The sequence below is a fragment of the Pseudomonas sp. H1_F01 genome, assembly GCF_054681425.1.
On the sequence record NZ_CP162823.1, the window covers coordinates 4,102,339 to 4,119,281 of the forward strand.

General features: G+C 61.8%; 14 protein-coding genes. 7 read left to right on the forward strand and 7 right to left on the reverse strand.

All coding sequences use genetic code 11. The features are described from left to right. Nucleotides 1–33 precede the first annotated feature (33 nt). Entirely contained in the window at nt 34–741 is a 708-nt protein-coding gene (locus AB4O09_RS18480; RefSeq protein WP_003200864.1) for a FadR/GntR family transcriptional regulator, read from the forward strand. Between the two features lie 111 nt (nt 742–852). On the opposite strand, the gene uxuA is transcribed toward AB4O09_RS18480, so the two are convergent. The 6 genes from uxuA to AB4O09_RS18510 all read right to left on the reverse strand — a co-directional run bounded on the left by uxuA (nt 853) and on the right by AB4O09_RS18510 (nt 8,224). Next, the gene (gene uxuA, locus AB4O09_RS18485; RefSeq protein ID WP_003200863.1) at nt 853–2,058 is read right to left on the reverse strand and encodes a mannonate dehydratase; all 1,206 of its coding nucleotides are present in this window, start codon (nt 2,056–2,058) and stop codon (nt 853–855) included. A gap of 16 nt (nt 2,059–2,074) precedes the next feature. Then, nucleotides 2,075–3,532: a mannitol dehydrogenase family protein gene (locus AB4O09_RS18490; RefSeq protein WP_013693056.1), complete on the reverse strand. Its 1,458-nt coding sequence runs from the start codon at nt 3,530–3,532 to the stop codon at nt 2,075–2,077. Between the two features lie 17 nt (nt 3,533–3,549). Further along, nucleotides 3,550–4,842: an MFS transporter gene (locus tag AB4O09_RS18495; RefSeq protein ID WP_003200859.1), complete on the reverse strand. Its 1,293-nt coding sequence runs from the start codon at nt 4,840–4,842 to the stop codon at nt 3,550–3,552. A gap of 78 nt (nt 4,843–4,920) precedes the next feature. After that, a complete protein-coding gene (locus AB4O09_RS18500) occupies nt 4,921–5,952 on the reverse strand; it encodes a Zn-dependent oxidoreductase (RefSeq protein ID WP_003200857.1) in 1,032 nt (343 codons plus the stop codon). Nucleotides 5,953–6,006: 54 nt separating this feature from the next. After that, nucleotides 6,007–7,218 (reverse strand): D-mannonate dehydratase ManD, encoded by a 1,212-nt coding sequence (manD, locus tag AB4O09_RS18505; RefSeq protein ID WP_003200855.1) that lies wholly within the window; start codon nt 7,216–7,218, stop codon nt 6,007–6,009. 4 nt (nt 7,219–7,222) lie between these two features. Beyond that, nucleotides 7,223–8,224, reverse strand: a complete 1,002-nt coding sequence (locus AB4O09_RS18510; protein WP_003200853.1) for a sugar kinase — start codon at nt 8,222–8,224, stop codon at nt 7,223–7,225. Between the two features lie 153 nt (nt 8,225–8,377). Here AB4O09_RS18510 and kdgR point away from each other — a divergent pair, with 153 nt between their 5' ends. Continuing rightward, complete coding sequence (gene kdgR, locus AB4O09_RS18515; RefSeq protein WP_027912343.1) at nt 8,378–9,160, forward strand: DNA-binding transcriptional regulator KdgR; 783 nt, start codon at nt 8,378–8,380, stop codon at nt 9,158–9,160. A 266-nt stretch (nt 9,161–9,426) separates the two neighbouring features. Here the strand turns inward: kdgR and AB4O09_RS18520 are convergent, their stop codons facing one another. Next, nucleotides 9,427–10,983, reverse strand: coding sequence for a carbohydrate porin (locus AB4O09_RS18520; protein ID WP_027912344.1), 1,557 nt, complete (start codon nt 10,981–10,983; stop codon nt 9,427–9,429). Nucleotides 10,984–11,153: 170 nt separating this feature from the next. Here AB4O09_RS18520 and AB4O09_RS18525 point away from each other — a divergent pair, with 170 nt between their 5' ends. The 5 genes from AB4O09_RS18525 to AB4O09_RS18545 are packed head-to-tail and all read left to right on the forward strand — an operon-like array spanning nt 11,154 to nt 16,939. Continuing rightward, on the forward strand, nt 11,154–12,428 hold the full coding sequence (locus tag AB4O09_RS18525) for an ABC transporter substrate-binding protein (RefSeq protein ID WP_027912345.1): 1,275 nt from the start codon (nt 11,154–11,156) through the stop codon (nt 12,426–12,428). Between the two features lie 21 nt (nt 12,429–12,449). Next, entirely contained in the window at nt 12,450–13,415 is a 966-nt protein-coding gene (locus tag AB4O09_RS18530; protein WP_003200843.1) for a carbohydrate ABC transporter permease, read from the forward strand. Then, nucleotides 13,412–14,254, forward strand: a complete 843-nt coding sequence (locus AB4O09_RS18535) for a carbohydrate ABC transporter permease (protein ID WP_003200841.1) — start codon at nt 13,412–13,414, stop codon at nt 14,252–14,254. The genes AB4O09_RS18530 and AB4O09_RS18535 overlap by 4 nt, the downstream gene beginning before the upstream one ends. Nucleotides 14,255–14,285: 31 nt before the next feature. After that, nucleotides 14,286–15,431 carry an ABC transporter ATP-binding protein gene (locus AB4O09_RS18540; protein ID WP_027912346.1) on the forward strand — a complete coding sequence of 382 codons (1,146 nt, stop codon included), beginning with the start codon at nt 14,286–14,288 and terminating at the stop codon, nt 15,429–15,431. A 38-nt stretch (nt 15,432–15,469) separates the two neighbouring features. Next, nucleotides 15,470–16,939, forward strand: a complete 1,470-nt coding sequence (locus tag AB4O09_RS18545; RefSeq protein WP_013693054.1) for a glycoside hydrolase family 32 protein — start codon at nt 15,470–15,472, stop codon at nt 16,937–16,939. The last annotated feature ends 4 nt before the right edge of the window (nt 16,940–16,943 follow it).

Here is a 16,943-nt window from a genome sequence, read left to right on the forward strand (position 1 = left end):
AGCCTTTGCGGATTCTCCGATGGACGCCACCCCATGGTCTCACCGATCAACACCGCCGAGCGAAAGCCGTACCAGAAAATCGCCGATCAACTGCGCAACTACATCGCCCAGGGGGATTTCAAAGCAGGCTCCAGGCTTCCCCCCGAGCGTGATTTGACCCAACTATTGGGTGTTTCCAGGCCGTCGCTGCGCGAGGCGCTGATTGCCTTGGAAATAGACGGTGACATCGAGATCAAGATGGGCTCCGGCGTGTACGTGCGCGCCAAGCCCAAGGACGGAAAGAACCCGAGCATGACCTTGGGCGAAAGCCCCTCGGAACTGATGCAGGCGCGTGCCTTGATCGAAGGTGAGTCGGTGATCCTGGCGTGTCTGCATGGCAAGAAAAGCGACTACCGCTATCTGCAGGAATGTATCGATGCCATGCGCGCAAGCATCGCCAATGGCCTGCCTCCGCTGGAGGATGACCGTCGCTTCCATCAGCGCCTGGCCAAGATGAGCGGCAACTCCGCCCTGGTCCGGATCATCACTGCGCTCTTTGATGAACGACACAACCCGATTTCGGCTCATCTGAGCAAACACTCGGAGAATGCCCTGACGTGGGAAGCTGCGGTCGTCGAGCATGAGGCGATCCTGCACGCCGTAGCCAACAAGGATGTGCTCGGCGCCCAAACCTCGATGCGCCAGCATCTGAGCCGTTCGGAGAACCGCTGGCTGCAAGCGCTGGAACCGGAAGGGGCTTGATCGTTCCCACGCTCCTGCGTGGGAATGCATCCCGTGACGCTCTGCGTCACACCCCGGAAGCGGAACGCGGAGCGTCCCTGGCGACATTCCCACGCAGGAGCGTGGGAACGATCAAAGATCGCAGGCTTCGCCAGTTCCTACAGAGCTCAGCTGTTGCCGCACAGCCAGCTCCACGCCGCGGATTTCCGCCAAGCCCTTGAGACGGCCGATCAGCGAGTAGCCGGGATTGCTTTTGCGCTGTTGATCGTCAAGCAATTGATGCCCATGGTCTGGCCGCAGCGGCAAGCGCGGGCCGCCTTCGCGCTCACGTCGGCGCTCTTCAGCCACCAGGGCGGCGATGACCCCGACCATGTCGACGTCACCATCCAGGTGATGGGCCTCATGGAAGCTGCGTGGGTCGGTTTCCCGGCGAGTTGAACGCAGGTGAGTGAAGTAGATGAACGGCGCAAAGTGCTTGGCCATCGCCACCAGGTCGTTGTCTTCACGCACACCATAGGAGCCGGTGCAGAACGTCAGGCCATTGGCCGGGCTAGGCGCCGCGTCCAGCAGCCATTGGGCGTCTTCGGCAGTGGACAAGATGCGTGGCAAACCGAGCAGCGCCCGGGGCGGGTCGTCCGGGTGGATCGCCATGCGCACACCCACCTCCTCCGCGACGGGGATCACCGCGCGCAGGAAATACCCCAGGTGTTCGCGCAACGTGGCCTCGTCGATGTCGGCGTAGGTACGCAGCAAGGCACGGAAGTTGTCCAGGCTGTAGTGCTCCTCGGCGCCGGGCAAGCCCGCGATCAAGGTGTTGACCAAGGTTTCACGCTGGGTAGGTGACAGTTGTTCGAAGTAGGCCTTGGCTTGCTGGATATCCTCGGCGCTGTATTCGGCCTGCGCAGCCGGGCGCTGGAGGATGAACAGGTCAAAAGCGGCGAATGCGGTTTGATCGAAACGCAATGCCCAGCCACCATCCGCCAGCTCATAGGCCAGGTCGGTACGGGTCCAGTCCAGCACCGGCATGAAGTTGTAGCAGACGATATCGATGCCGCAGCTCGCCAGGTTGCGCACGCTTTGCTGGTAGTTGGCGATGTATTCGTCGCGCCGCCCACAGCCGCGCTTGATGTCTTCGTGCACCGGAATGCTTTCCACCACCGACCAGCTCAAGCCGGCCGCTTCGATCATCTGCTTGCGCGCCGCGATGGCCTCCACTGGCCACACCTGGCCATTGGGGATTTCGTGCAGCGCGGTGACGATGCCGGTCGCACCGGTTTGGCGAACGTCCGCCAGGGAAATCGGGTCTTTGGGGCCAAACCAACGCCATGTCTGTTCCATGTTCTTCTCCTTGTTATCAGTTGAGTGCGGCAAGGGCGGGCAACAGGCTGTCCACACCATCGCGGACCAGGGTGCGATAGGCGCGGTGCACGGCATCGCGAAACTCTGCGCGAGCCGCCAGCTGCAGCGGGAAGACTTCATCCAGGTCGAGGAAAGCATTCACCCGCGATGCGCCCTCGAAGCGTCCCGCAAGATCGGCAAAGGTTGCGCTCAGCGGGTCGTCGATCACGTGCATCGACTGACCAGGCAACGGCTGCGTGCAGTAGTGAATCCAGGCCGCGATGCCCAGGGCGGTACAGTCGATGCTGCGCCCTTGGTCGAGCAATTGCTGCGCGCCGAGCAACCAGCGTTGCGGCAGTTTCTGCGAGCCGTCCATGGCGATCTGGCGCAAGCGATGTTGCAGGCTGTCGTTGGCAAAGCGCGCCCGCAGGTCGTGGGCATACACCGAAAGATCGATGCCGGCCGGCATGTCCAGGGTGGGTGCGGCTTCCTCGGCCATGTAACGCTCGAGGAAGCGCGCCAGCTTCACGTCGCTGACGGCGTCGAAGACCGACTCATGGCCGGCCAGCAGCCCTACGTAGGCCAGCAATGAATGGCTGCCATTGAGCATGCGCAGTTTCATGGTTTCAAACGGACGCACATCGTCGACCATCTGCACACCTTCCACTTCCCAGTCCGGGCGGCCGAGGGGAAAGTGATCCTCGATCACCCACTGGCTGAAACTTTCACAGACCACTGCCGCGCGGTCGTGGCAGTCCAGTTGTTGCTCCAGCCGACGGAAGGACTCGTCGTCCATGGCCGGCACGATGCGATCGACCATGCAGCTGGGAAACGCCACCTGTTGCTCGACCCACTGCGCCAGCGCCTCATCCTGCAACGCCGCCAAGGCGCTCACCGCCTGGCGGGTGCGCTGGCCGTTGTCGGGCATGTTGTCACAGCACAACACGGTGAAGGCCGGAATGCCTGCCGCGCGACGGCGACGCAAGGCCTCAAGGACAATGCCGGGGGCCGAGCGCGGCGTTTGTGGCTGCGCGATGTCATGGGCAATCGTCGGATCTTCGCGGCGCAACTGCCCGGAGGAAGGGCTCAGGCAGTAGCCTTTTTCGGTGACGGTGAGCGTGACGATCCGCGTTTGCGGCGCAGCCATGCGCTGCAGCAACTGCTCCAATTCATCACCGCCCTCGCCCACATACAAGGCCTGGCGCAACACTCCCATCTCGCGCAGGGTCACCTGCTCGCGGTCGCGGTACTCGGCCACATGGTAGCGGCCGTCCTGCTCGCGCAATTGCTCGACCAAGGTGCGATTGGAGCGCAGGTTGGCGCTGCATAATCCCCAGTCACTTTCGCCATGGCGATTGAGATGGCGTTGCAGGTAGACCGCCTGGTGCGCGCGGTGAAACGCGCCCAGGCCCAGGTGCACGATACCGATCTGCGCTGCAGTCCCGGTACAAGGTACACGTTTCACAACAGGCATCGACTCACTCCTTCTGTTCAGGGATGGCCCAGGGCCGAAGCGGGTTGCGAGCTTTGTGCCGCCGCGTTGCCGGTATCGGCCACCGACAGCGGTTTCACGTAGCGCGCCACACACACGGCACCGATCACGGTCAACAGCCCCGCCAGCAGGAATGCACTGGTGAACGAGCCGGTGAACTGCACCAGGAAGCCCGTCAGGGTCGGGCCGACAATGCCCGAGGTGTTAGCCAGGAAATGCATGAAACCGCTGACGCCGCCCACCCGCGCCGCCGGGACGGTGTCCTGGATGATCGCCCAGTAGATGGCACCGGTGAGGTACAGGAAGAACACCGCCAAGGCGACGAGGATGACCGCCGGATACAGGGTCTTGACCATCCCCGCACAGGCGATGCAAACGGCGCAGGCCAGCAGGCAGGTCACCAGCACCACCTTGCGGGAGAACATCATCTTTCCGGTTTTCTTGAACACAAAGTCGGAGATGAAACCGCCCAAGGCCAGGCCGAGGAAACCCAACACCCAGGGAATGACCGTGGCGATGCTCATGTCCTTGACGTTCAGGCCGTGGGCCATGGTCAGGTAGCTGGGGAACCAGGTCAGGAAGAAGAATAAGGTGTAGTTATAGGAAAAGAACGCCAGGGAGGTGAACAGCACCGTTGGCTGCTTGAGGTAGAAGCGCAGTGGGAACACCGGTTGTGCTGCCAACTCGCTTTGCCCCTCGGCCCGCAGAATCTCCTCGGCCCCCTCGCCTTCTGGCCTTTCCTTGACGAACTTGAACCACACCGCCGCCCAGACCAGGCCGATCACCATGATGATGATGAACGACATCTTCCAGCCGTAGGTGACGGCGATAAAGCCCACCACCGGACCGGAAATCGCCCCGCCCAGCGGCGTGCCGGACATCGAGGTGCCAATCGCCCGCGCCCGGCGCTTGGGGGTGTACCAGTTGTTGACCATCTTGCTGGTGGTGACGCTCAGCGGTCCTTCACCCATGCCGAACAGGATCCGGATAAGTACCAGCGAAGCGAAGCCCACCGTCAACACGGTGAGGCCGCTGAACAACGACCACAGGACCATGGCCAGCAGCAACGTGGTCTTGGCGCCGTAGCGGTCGGCGGCCCAGCCACCGATGAAGTTGAAGGCGGCATAACCGACGAAGAAACTACTGAAGATCATGCCCATCTCACCCGTACTCAGACCGTAGTCTTTCTGGATGAAAGGCGCCGCCACAGACAATGCCGACCGGTCGAGGTAATTGATGACCCCGGCCAGGAACAGCATGATGATGATTAAGCTACGTCCTTGACCAAACATGGTGGAACCTCCCGCTTGTTGTGTTTATTCGGTGAGGGTGCCCATGACAGGCACGATGAAACCGGTGGTACAGACAGCTCAGGGATGGGCGTTCGTCAGTTCCACCAGTATTTTTCGGGTTTGCTCGGGATGTTTTTCGATCAGGTCGATGGCGCCGGGCATTTCGTCGAAGCTGACGCGATGGCTGATCAGGTCCTGGACCTGCAACTTGCCACTGGCGATCAGTTCGATCACCCGCGGGAACTTGCGGTTATTGAGCCGCGAGCCCACCAGGGTCAGTTCCTTCTTGATCATTTCCAACTGCACCAGATCACTCGGCGTGGCATTGAACCCCAGCAACCCGATGCGCCCGGCCGGCGAAGCCAGGCGCACCATCTGCGGCATGAGTGCCGGAATGCAGGCGGCATCGACAATCAACGGCACACCTTCACCTTGAGTCAATTCACGCATCGTGGCCTCGACGTCGACTTGCTGGCCGTTGAGGGTCCGGCTGGCGCCCAGCGCCCGCGCCGTCTCCAGGCGGCTGTCGATGACATCGGTCACGGTGATGTCGGTCAATCCCAGCGCCCGGGCCATCTGCACCAGGGTCAGGCCGATCACCCCGGCACCGTAGATCAGCACGCTGTCGCCCGGATGAGGCTGCATCCGATCCAGCACGTTCAAGGCAATGGAGTAAGGCTCGACCAGGGCGCCGTGGCTGAGGGACATCGAATCGGGCAAGCGGTGTGCGTTCTCGGCCGGTACGCACACCTGCTCGCTGAAACCACCGTCACGATGCACGCCGATCACTTGCAGGCGGGTGCAGACATTCGGTCGGCCAATCCGGCAGGGATAACAGGTACCGCAACTGATCACCGGATCGACGCACACTCGGTCACCCACTTGCAGGTGTTCGACACCGTCGCCGACTTGCCGGACCACCCCGGAGAACTCATGGCCGGTGACACGGGGGAAACGCACGAATGCGTTCTGCCCATGAATGATGTGCATGTCCGAGCCACAGATGCCGGCATACGCCACATCGACCTGGACCTCGCCTCGGGCGAGCTGCGGTCGGTCGACCTCGGCCAACCCGAACTCGAAGGGTGCTCTTACCTGGAACGCTTTCATCGGGTCACTCCTGACGGGACATTCGCCCCGTTTGCTCAAAGGGTTAAAAGCGTTTCACCAATGCCACAGCGTGCCGTCTTCAAGACGGTTGACCGGCAGGCTGGCGCGCTTGTAGGGGTATTGGCGGGCAAGGTCTTCATCGATGTCGACGCCATGTCCCGGTGTTTCGCCCGGCGTGAAATGGCCGTCCTCGAAGCGATAGGCATGGGGGAAGACTTCATCGATGCGGTCTTCGTGAGGCATGTGTTCCTGGATGCCGAAGTTGGGCACCCAGGTATCGAAATGCAGGGCCGCGCCCATGCACACCGGTGACAGGTCGGTGGCGCCGTGAAAGCCGGTCCGCACCTGGAACAGCGCGGCGAAATCGGCAATACGCCGCACATGGGTAATGCCGCCGGCATGCACCAGCGTCGTGCGGATGTAGTCGATCAATTGTTCCTGGATCAACTCGCGGCAGTCATGGATGGAGTTGAACACCTCGCCAACGGCCAACGGTGTGGTGGTGTGCTGGCGAATCAGGCGAAAGCTCTGCTGGTTTTCGGCCGGCGTACAGTCTTCCAGCCAGAACAGGTTGTACGGTTCCACGGCCTTGCCCAGGCGCCCGGCTTCGATGGGCGTCAGGCGATGGTGCACGTCGTGGAGGATATGCAGGTCATCGCCAAAGCGTTCGCGCACGGCGGCGAACAACTTGGGGACGTAGTTGAGGTACTTGGCGGTGTCCCAGACGTGTTCGGCGGGCAGGTCGCTGTCGGCCGGCTCATAGCGCTCGCCACTGCGCTTGGCGACGCCGTAGGTGGTGGCAATGCCGGGCACACCGCATTGCACACGCACGGCTTTATAGCCCAGCTCGACGTGACGGGCGACTTCGTCCAGGCACCCTTCGATGTCCTTGCCGGTGGCATGCCCATAGACCATCACCCGCTCGCGGCTCTTGCCACCGAGCAACTGGTACAACGGCATGTTCGCGGCCTTGGCCTTGAGGTCCCAGAGCGCCACGTCGACGGCGGCAATGGCGGTCATGGTCACCGGCCCCCGGCGCCAGTACGCACCGCGATACAGGTACTGCCAGATGTCTTCGATGCGGTGGGCGTCGCGGCCGATCAGCGCGGGCAGCACGTGCTCCTCCAGATAAGCGACCACCGCCAGTTCGCGGCCATTCAACGTCGCATCGCCAATGCCGTAGAGGCCCTCGTCGGTGACGATTTTCAAGGTGACCAGGTTGCGACCCGGGCAGGTCACGATGACGCGCGCTTCAACAATTTTCATAAAGTCAGACCTGTGCAACAGAAGGGAGTGAGGACGTGCCCATGTTCGGCATCGCCGCTTGGGGAATCAGCGCACCTCGGTATTGGACGACCTGGGCAGCCAGGCGATGGCCCCAGCGGGCGGCCTGCTCTGGATCGCCGCCACGCAGGCGACAGGCCAGGTAGGCGGCGTTGAACGAATCACCGGCAGCGGTGGTGTCGATGACATGGACGACGGTTTGCGCGGGTATTTCGAAACGCCCTGTCGGGCACTGGATCAAACAGCTGGCGGCGCCGCGCTTGAGGGCCACCTCGCGAACTCCCGCCTGGGCGTAGGCACTGAACAAGGCCTCCGTGTCGCGATAGCCGAACAGGGCCGCGTCATCTTCCCAAGTGACCAGGGCCAGGTCGGTCAGCTGCAACAGGTCGCGGTAGGCCTGCCGGGCCGTTTCAGGATCGGGCCAGAGGTGGGGACGGTAGTTGTTGTCGAAGACGATGCGCGTACCGGCTCGGCGCGCCAGGTGCAAAGCCTGGATCAGGCGTTGGCGCCCTTCTGGCGTGAGGATCGCCAGGCTGATACCGCTCAAATAGACGTAGTCGTAATCAGCCAGCGCATCGAGCATGGCCTCTGCCTCGGGGCCCTCGAACATGCGCCGCGCCGCCGCTTCCCCACGCCAGTAGAGGAAACGCCGCTCGCCGTGGGGATCGGTCTGGATGAAATACAGCCCCGGCAGCGCGTCTTCGATCACGCGGACATGGGCATCACCGATCCCTTCGTCCAGCCAGGAGCGGCGCATGGCAACGCTGAACGCATCGCAGCCCACGGCCGTCACGTAGTCCACGGCCACTGCGCCACGCAGATTCAATCGCGCCAGGTAGACCGCGGTGTTGAGCGTATCGCCACCGAAGGTCTGCGTGATCGCGGCACCCGGTTCACCGCGCATCTCGATCATGCATTCCCCCACCAACGCCACCTTCATCGGGCGGGCGAAGCGGGTCTCTGGGCCATGGTTAAGCGTTACATCCATAATCAACGCGCCTTTCTTGTTTTTAAAACGGCGTTTCATTTTTATCTCAAGGCCCGAGTCTAGTCAGATTTGCCGCCTCGTCAAGCAAAAATGAAACAGCGTTTTGTTCTGCTTGCGTATATCCTTGGGTTTTACTTTCACGTTGGAGCCTTCATGGACAACAGCGTCATTCCAAACAACGATCTGGTGTCGGCGGTTGGCCGGACCATGGCCGTGCTCGAGGCACTGGCCGAGCATCCGGAAGAAAGCGGCGTCTCGGAAATCGCCAACAAGCTGGACATGTCCAAGGCCACGGTCTATCGCTTCCTGCAGTCGCTCAAGGCGCGTGGGTATGTGGTGCAGGACGCAGAGGATCGCTATCGCCTCAGCGTCCGGCTGTTTGAACTGGGGGCCCAGGCCCTGCCCCACCTGGACATCGTCCGGGAAGCGGAGCCGGGTATGCGGCGGATCAACGAGCTGACCGGCGAAACCGTCCACCTGGGGATTCTCGACGAAGGCAGCATCGTCTACGTGCACAAGATCGACTCCAAGTACAACCTGCGCATGTACTCGCGCATCGGCCGGCGGGCGCCGTTGTACTGCACCGGCATCGGCAAGGTGCTGATGGCCTGGCTTGAAGAAGAGGAGTTGCTGACGCACTTGGCGCAGGAAAGCTTCGAGCGTCGCACGGCCAATACCTTGACCAGTGCCGAAGCGTATCTGCAGGAGCTGGAGACCGTCCGCCAGCAAGGCTATGCCGAGGACCATGAAGAGTTCGAAGACAACATGCGTTGCCTGGCGGCACCGATCCGCGACCGTTTTGGCCATGTGATCGGCGGGATGAGCGTTTCATTTCCCTGCTTTCGCTTCAGGGAAGAGTTGAAGCAGGACTACGTCAAGCAACTGATGCAAGCCACCCAACAGATCTCAAGCCAGTTGGGCTGGCATGCGCGGTAATACCCATCAGTCAAGCAAAGCCCCTGTGGGAGCGAGCCTGCTCGCGAAGGCGTCGGCAGACCCAGCATCATTGCAAACTGATCCACCGCTTTCGCGAGCAGGCTCGCTCCCACAAGGGGGTGTGGCGTACGCAAGGTCTGTGAGCAACTCGGTAAAACTGTGGGAGCGAGCTTGCTCGCGAAGGTGTCGGCACACCCAACATCATTGCAGGCAGATCCACCGCTATCGCGAGCAAGCTCGCTCCCACAGGTTTCAACTGGCCGGCATCAGAACCAGGTTTCCATCTGGATGCCGTACTGCCAGACACCGCCGGCGTTGAAGTCAGTCTTGCCGAAGGAATCCGTGGTGCTGTACCGGTCCAGGTCCGACGACCAGTTCATCACGCTGGCGAACAGGCGTAGCTCAGGACGCGTGAGCAGATCGCCCAGGTCAGGCTTGAAGGTCGGGGCGACCGTGAACTTCCAGAAGTTGCCGTCGACCGCATTGCGTTGCAGGTAGCCCTTGGGGTCCAGCTTCATGGTTTGCCAGCTCATCTCGTAGGCCATCTCGAAATTGCTGTTGATTTCATTGGCCAACCGCACGTTCAGGGTCATCCAACGGTAGTCGTCGCCCTTGACATAGCGGTCCTTGCTTTGTTCAGCCAGCAGGCTCGGGCCGATGCGCCAGCCGGACGCTATAGGGGTCTCGCCGTAGAGCGCCAGACGCAGGGCACGAGCATCATCGATCAGCTCGCCATCCGAGCCAACGTTCTTGACCTCAGCCCCCAGGCCCTGCCCATAGAGCAGCGCCGTCTTGAAGAAGCCTTCGCGGCCGAAAAAGTTTTTCTGGTGATTGGCGACCATGCTGTGCAAGCCGGAGTCGGCCGGCGTCAGCCCCGCCTCGTTGGTGCGGGTAGCAAAGTCGTTTTTCTTCGAGCCTATGGCGTTGAACATCCACTGCCACTGGCCACCGTCGAAAAACTGGTTGGACGTCAGGATGTAGCTTTCCACATCGGCATTGACGCCACCCTCGCTGAAATCCCCGTAGTTGCGACCGATCAATGAGTAGTTCGAGCGCCAGTCCTTGGTCATCTGTATATCGTAGATGCCGCCACCGGTGCCGGCCAGATAGACGACGTCAGAGTCCAGCCAGTGGATGTCGAAATTGTCCCGGTCGAAGCGCTTGCCGGCCCACAGGGTCGAGTTTTCGAACATCGAATTGCCCTTGAATGCCGCGAGGTGATCGAGTTCGGTAAACACCTGGCGCACGTTCAGGTTGCTTTCATCGGCGGTCCAGTCGTTGGAGCTCTCCACACCATCGGCGATGGACACCGTGAACTTGGAGTGGGTGCCGTTTTGCGCGTACTGCTCTTTCGACAGGTCGATGCGCATGTAGGTGTCGTCCTCGTTGCCGAGTCGCCCGACAGCGCCACCCACAGAACCGGCCGGAGTGGTGTACGGACCGCCACGACCACCGCCCAACCCATCATTGATCAGCAACCCGGAGCGAGCATAGCCCTTGAAGCTGAAGCCGTCGGTAAGGTGTGCGCCACTGCCCTGCTTCGCCGTGCTTTGCTGGCTGGCTTCGAGTTTTGCCAGGCGAGCATCGAGCGTGGGGACCGTAGCAGCGGACGCCACCGGTTGTGTGGCGGGCGTGGCGAGTTTGAGTTGCTGCAATTCCCTGGCGAGTGCCTGGGTTTGCTGTTCGGCGGCGGCTGCGCGTTTTTCCGCTGCGCTGGCACGGGCCTCGAACGCGGCCATGCGCTCTTCCAGAGTCGCGGCCTGAGAAGTGGTCGCCGCGGCGCCGAGCACGCCTGCGAGTAGCCAGCTTGATGCTTTCTGCATGTGGATTTTCCCTGTTTTGTTTTTATTGTTCTGTTGCCGCGACCGGCCTTTTTCGCCCAGGTTCTGAATTGTCAAACCAAAGGAAAAAAAGGATGCCTCATCGCAAATACACTGCTACATTTGGCGATGTTAACGTTAACTTTTCTAAAAACAAAAATAAAGAGGGCTTTATGAAACAGCTCAAATCGATCCTTCCAGCGGCACTGCTCGGCCTGTGCGTCGGGTTTCCATCCCTCTCCACAGCCGCCAGCCTGACGATTTCCTGCGGTGCCGTGGGTGCTGAATTGCAACTGTGCAAGGAGGCCGTCGAGGCGTGGTCGAAGCAGACCGGCAACAGCGTCGAAGTGGTTTCCACGCCTAACTCGGCGACCGAGCGGTTGTCGTTCTACCAACAGATCCTCAGTGCGCAATCCAGCGACATCGACATCATCCAGATCGACATGGTGTGGCCGGGGATGCTTGCCAAGCACTTGATGGACCTGCGCGAGGTGCTTCCTGCCAACGCGACCCAAGGTTACTTCCAGGCCCAGGTGGACAACGCCACGGTGAACGGGCGCCTGGTGACCATGCCGTGGTTCACCGACTCGGGGCTGCTGTATTACCGCAAGGACCTGCTCGAGAAGTACAACAAGCCCGTGCCCCAGACCTGGGAAGAAATGACCACGACTGCCAGGGCTGTCCAGCAGGCCGAACGCGATGCCGGGAACGCCAATGCCTGGGGTTATGTATTCCAGGGGCGCGCCTACGAAGGCCTGACGTGTAACGCACTGGAGTGGATCAGCAGCCAGCCGCAAGGCGGGCTGGTCAACGCGCAAGGCGACATCGTGGTCAACAGCCAGGCCTCGAGGGCCGCATTGACCCTGGCCAAAAGCTGGGTGGGAGACATCTCCCCGCGTGGCGTACTCAATTACACCGAGGAAGAAGGACGCGGCGTCTTCCAGTCGGGCAATGCATTGTTCATGCGTAACTGGCCTTATGTCTGGGCCCTGGTGCAAAGCCAGGACAGCGTCGTGAAGGACAAGGTCGGCGTCGCTCCCCTGCCCCGCGGCGGCGCGACGGGCACCCATGCGTCCACTCTCGGCGGCTGGGGCCTGGCGGTGTCGCGCTACAGCGCCAACCCCAAGCTCGCCGCAGAACTGGTGAGCTACCTGAGCAGCGCCCAACAGCAGAAACACCGCGCCCTGGTGGGTGCCTACAACCCGGTGATCGAGTCGCTCTACCAGGATCCCGAGTTGCTCGCCGCCATGCCGTACTACAGCCAACTGCGCAGCATCCTCAATGATGGGGTCATGCGCCCTGCTTCAATCACCGCCGACCGCTATCCACGGGTCTCCAATGCGTTCTTCGATCAAGTGCACGGCGTGCTGGCGGACGAACGGCCGGTCGATCAGGCGCTGGCCGAACTGGAAAGCGAACTCACGCGCATCAAACGCCGGAACTGGTAAGCCACAAGGAAGGAAATCACCATGTCTGTCTCCACTACACTCGCCCCCGGCGACGACGAGTACCTGCTCACTCGGGAAACGCCGGTACAACGCCGTCGCGTTCGCGCCGCCTGGCTGTTCCTGAGCCCGATGTTGCTATGCCTGGCCCTGGTGGCGGCCTGGCCGCTGCTGCGCACATTCTGGTTCAGCCTGACCGACGCCAGCCTGGCCGACACGGGCGATGCAAGCTTTGTCGGCTTGAGCAATTATCTGTATCACAGCAGCGCCGGCTGGTCGGGCATCCTGGTCGATCCACAGTGGTGGAACGCGGTGCGCAACACCTTGCATTTCACCGTGGTGTCAGTGGGATTGGAAATCGTACTGGGGCTGATGGTGGCGTTGCTGCTGAACGTCAAGTTCACCGGACGCGCGCTGGTGCGGGCGTTGATCCTGATCCCCTGGGCGATCCCGACCATCGTCTCGGCGAAAATCTGGTCATGGATGCTCAACGACCAGTTCGGCATCATCAATCACCTGATGCTCGGCCTCGGCCTGATCGATGCGCCCCTGGCCTGGACAGCCGACGCGGACCTGTCGATGTGGGCAGTGATCATCGTCGACGTCTGGAAGACCGTGCCTTTCGTCACGCTGCTGATGCTGGCGGCCTTGCAGATGTTGCCCAGCGACTGCTACGAAGCCGCCAGGGTCGATGGCATTCACCCAGTGAAAGTGTTCTGGTGGGTCACCCTGCCGCTGTTGATGCCGGCATTGCTGGTGGCGGCGATCTTTCGCATCCTCGACTCCTTGCGGGTGTTCGACGTCATCTATGTGCTGACCTCGAACTCATCGAGCACCATGAGCATGTCGGTCTATGCCCGCCAGCACCTGGTGGAATTCCAGGACGTCGGTTACGGCAGCGCCGCTTCGACCTTGCTGTTCCTGGTCGTGGCGGTCATCGCCATGACTTACCTGTACCTCGGACGCCGTCAGCTGGAGGTTCGCTCATGAGCCCGCGCCTGCTGAAAAAAGCCCTGCTGCGCACCGGCTTCTGGTGCCTGATCGGGATCTTGCTGCTGTATGCGGTCTTCCCGTTCTACTACGCCATCGTGACGTCGCTGAAGCCGTCCAGCGCATTGTTCCAGGTGAGCTACTGGATCGACAACCCCGACTTCTCCAACTATGCCGCCGTGCTGAGCCAGGCCTCGTTCCTGCGGGCCATCGGCAACTCGCTGGTGGTTGCGCTGAGCGTGGTCGCGCTGGCGTTGTTCCTCAGCCTGACCGCCGCCTATGCCCTGGGCCGCGTGAAGTTTCGCGGCCGCGGCGTGGTGTTGATGATGGTCCTGGGCGTCTCGATGTTTCCACAAGTCGCGGTGCTGTCGGGATTGTTCGAAGTGATACGTGCCCTGGGCCTGTACAACACGTCCTGGGCGTTGATCCTGAGCTACACGATTTTCACCCTGCCCTTCACCGTCTGGGTGCTGACCACTTTCATGGGCCAACTGCCTCATGAGCTGGAAGAGGCCGCGATCATGGACGGTGCGTCACCCTGGGTCACGCTGACCCGCGTGCTGTTGCCGCTGCTCTGGCCGGCACTGGTCACCACGGGGCTTTTGGCCTTCATCGCCGCCTGGAACGAGTTCCTGTTTGCCCTGACCTTCACCCTGACCGACTCGCAACGCACGGTCCCGGTCGCCATCGCGCTGATTTCCGGCGGCAGCCCACATGAACTGCCTTGGGGTTTGCTGATGGCGGCGTCGGTGCTGGTCACGGTCCCATTGGTGATTCTGGTGCTGGTCTTCCAGCGCCGCATCGTTTCCGGCCTCACTGCCGGCGCGTTAAAGGGTTGAGGCCCAACACAGACAAGAAAGGAACAGCATCGTGATCAAGTTGAAGCTGGACAACGTGAACAAACAATTGGGCGGCGCACGCATTCTTCGCGACGTCAGCCTGGAAATCTCGGCGGGTGAATTCGTGGTTTTCGTCGGCCCTTCGGGCTGCGGAAAGTCGACCTTGCTGCGGCTGATCGCCGGACTGGATTCGATCTGTGACGGCGACCTGCTGATCGACGGACGCCGGGTCAATGACCTGGAACCGCGCGAGCGTGGCGTCGGCATGGTGTTCCAGTCCTATGCGCTGTACCCGCACATGAGCGTCTACGACAACATCAGCTTTGGCCTCAAACTGGCCAAGACCGAAAAGACCAGCCTGCGCGAGCGAGTGCTGAAAACCGCGCAGATCCTGCAGTTGGACAAACTGCTGCAGCGCAAGCCACGGGAACTGTCGGGTGGACAGCGCCAGCGGGTGGCCATGGGCCGGGCCATGGCGCGGGAACCGGACATCCTGCTGTTCGACGAGCCGCTGTCCAACCTCGACGCCTCCCTGCGCGTGCAGATGCGCAACGAAATCGCCCGTCTGCATGGACGACTGGGCTCGACCATGATCTACGTGACCCACGACCAGGTTGAAGCGATGACCCTGGCCGACAAGATTGTCGTGCTCAATGGCGGCCGCATCGAGCAGGTCGGCTCGCCACGCGAACTCTATGAGCATCCGGCCAGCCGCTTTGTCGCCGGTTTCCTCGGTTCGCCCAAGATGAACTTTCTGCCGGCGCACCTGCACACCCCAGGTGAAACCAGCCAGATCGACAGCCCTTTATTGGGTATGACGCCCCTTCCCTTCGACAGCGCCCACCTGGCGGCGAACAGCCCATTGACCTTGGGGATTCGCCCGGAACACGTGTCGCTCAAAGCGGCGCAAGGCAGCGCCGGCATCGTCGTGGTCGGGGTCGAATACCTGGGCAGCGAAACCTACGTGCACCTGGAGTCAGGCGAGGATGAACCGTTGATCTGTCGCTGCGAAGTCAACGCCGGATGGCGAGTGGGCGATCGGGTTGAACTGCAACTGGCGTTCGGCAGCGTGCATCTGTTCGACGCGGATGGCACGGCCTTGAGACGCCATCCTGCTGTTATTGAAGTCCTCCCGGAGGACGTCCCGCAGCGCTCGCCAAAAGCAGGCGCCCTATGACTGTGTCTGTGAATGCCATGAATGCCATGAATGCACCCATGCCCTCCCCCCTTGAACATGCGCAGCAGGCGCTGAGTGAAGGTCAGTCTCGTCTCATCGACGATTATCGACCGGACTATCATCTGGCGCCTGTCGCGGGCTGGATGAACGACCCTAACGGCGTGGTGTTTTTCCGTGGCGAATATCACGTGTTCTACCAGCACCACCCTTTCGATGCCAAATGGGGGCCAATGTATTGGGGGCACGCCAAGAGCGCCGACCTGGTCCATTGGCAGCATCTGCCCCTTGCCCTGGCGCCAGGCGATGACTTCGACCGCCACGGCTGTTTTTCCGGTAGCGCGGTGGTGTGTGGCGACACCCTGGCGCTGATCTACACCGGGCACACCTGGCTGGGAGAAGTGGGTGACGAACGCTTTATCCGCCAGGTCCAGTGCCTGGCCACCAGTGACGACGGCATCCGGTTCGTCAAGCATGGCGCTGTCATCGAGAACGCGCCGCAAGAAACGATCATGCACTTTCGCGACCCCAAGGTCTGGCAGGAGGACGGCTATTGGTACCTGATTGCCGGCGCGCGCCTGGGCGACAAGCCGCTGCTGCCGCTGTACCGCTCCACCGACCTGCACACCTGGGAATTCCTCGACTACGTGTCCAGCGGCAATGAGGGCGATGGCTACATGTGGGAATGCCCGGACCTGTTTCGCCTCAACGGGCGCGACGTGCTGCTGTACTCCCCCCAGGGCATGCAACCCGAAGGTTACGAACGCCTCAACAAGTACCAGACCGGTTATCGCATTGGCCGACTCGACAGCGAATGGCACTTCACCGGCGGGCCGTTCATCGAACTGGATAACGGTCACGACTTCTATGCCGCGCAAACGTTGGAGGCCGCCGATGGTCGGCGCCTGGTGTGGGCTTGGCTGGATATGTGGGAAAGCCCGATGCCGAGCCAGGCTCATCACTGGTGCGGCATGCTCGGCTTGCCCCGCGAGCTTGAACTGCAGGGCGATCGCCTTGGCGTGTTTCCGGCACGGGAACTGACGGCGCTGCGCCAGGCGCCGCTGCCGAGCGTCGCACCGTGGGGCGAGTCGGGCAGCTGCTGGGTGCCGCAAGTGCTGGGCGACAGGCTCGAAATCCATGTGCATCTGGATCTGCTCGGCTGCACCGAAGGCCGCCTGGGCGTCGCCTTGCGCTGCAGTGCCGATGAGCAGGAACAAACCCTGCTTTATTACGACGCGTCACTGCAACGCCTGGTGCTCGATCGCAGCCGCTCGGGTGCGCAAGTGAGTGGTCAGCGCAGCGTGTCGATCGAGTCGACGCAAACACAACTGCACCTGCGGGTATTTCTCGATCGCTCGTCCATCGAGGTGTTCGAGGAAAACGGCCGTTTCAGCTTCAGCAGCCGCCTCTACCCGCGGCCCGACAGCCTCGGGGTGAAGCTGTTGGCGAACGGGACTGGCGGGCGCGTCGCCATTCCCAAGGCCTGGCCGCTGGACTCGGGCTGGCTGTGAGTAC

Bases quoted from the DNA above. Each gene is read 5' to 3' on its own strand.
- AB4O09_RS18535 (WP_003200841.1), top strand. From the start codon at position 13,412: ATGAGCCCGCGCCTGCTGAAAAAAGCCCTGCTGCGCACCGGCTTCTGG.
- AB4O09_RS18530 (WP_003200843.1), top strand. From the start codon at position 12,450: ATGTCTGTCTCCACTACACTCGCCCCCGGCGACGACGAGTACCTGCTC.
- AB4O09_RS18480 (WP_003200864.1), top strand. From the start codon at position 34: ATGGTCTCACCGATCAACACCGCCGAGCGAAAGCCGTACCAGAAAATC.
- manD (WP_003200855.1), bottom strand. From the start codon at position 7,218: ATGAAAATTGTTGAAGCGCGCGTCATCGTGACCTGCCCGGGTCGCAAC.
- kdgR (WP_027912343.1), top strand. From the start codon at position 8,378: ATGGACAACAGCGTCATTCCAAACAACGATCTGGTGTCGGCGGTTGGC.
- AB4O09_RS18495 (WP_003200859.1), bottom strand. From the start codon at position 4,842: ATGTTTGGTCAAGGACGTAGCTTAATCATCATCATGCTGTTCCTGGCC.
- AB4O09_RS18520 (WP_027912344.1), bottom strand. From the start codon at position 10,983: ATGCAGAAAGCATCAAGCTGGCTACTCGCAGGCGTGCTCGGCGCCGCG.
- uxuA (WP_003200863.1), bottom strand. From the start codon at position 2,058: ATGGAACAGACATGGCGTTGGTTTGGCCCCAAAGACCCGATTTCCCTG.
- AB4O09_RS18490 (WP_013693056.1), bottom strand. From the start codon at position 3,532: ATGCCTGTTGTGAAACGTGTACCTTGTACCGGGACTGCAGCGCAGATC.
- AB4O09_RS18510 (WP_003200853.1), bottom strand. From the start codon at position 8,224: ATGGATGTAACGCTTAACCATGGCCCAGAGACCCGCTTCGCCCGCCCG.
- AB4O09_RS18545 (WP_013693054.1), top strand. From the start codon at position 15,470: ATGCCCTCCCCCCTTGAACATGCGCAGCAGGCGCTGAGTGAAGGTCAG.
- AB4O09_RS18525 (WP_027912345.1), top strand. From the start codon at position 11,154: ATGAAACAGCTCAAATCGATCCTTCCAGCGGCACTGCTCGGCCTGTGC.
- AB4O09_RS18500 (WP_003200857.1), bottom strand. From the start codon at position 5,952: ATGAAAGCGTTCCAGGTAAGAGCACCCTTCGAGTTCGGGTTGGCCGAG.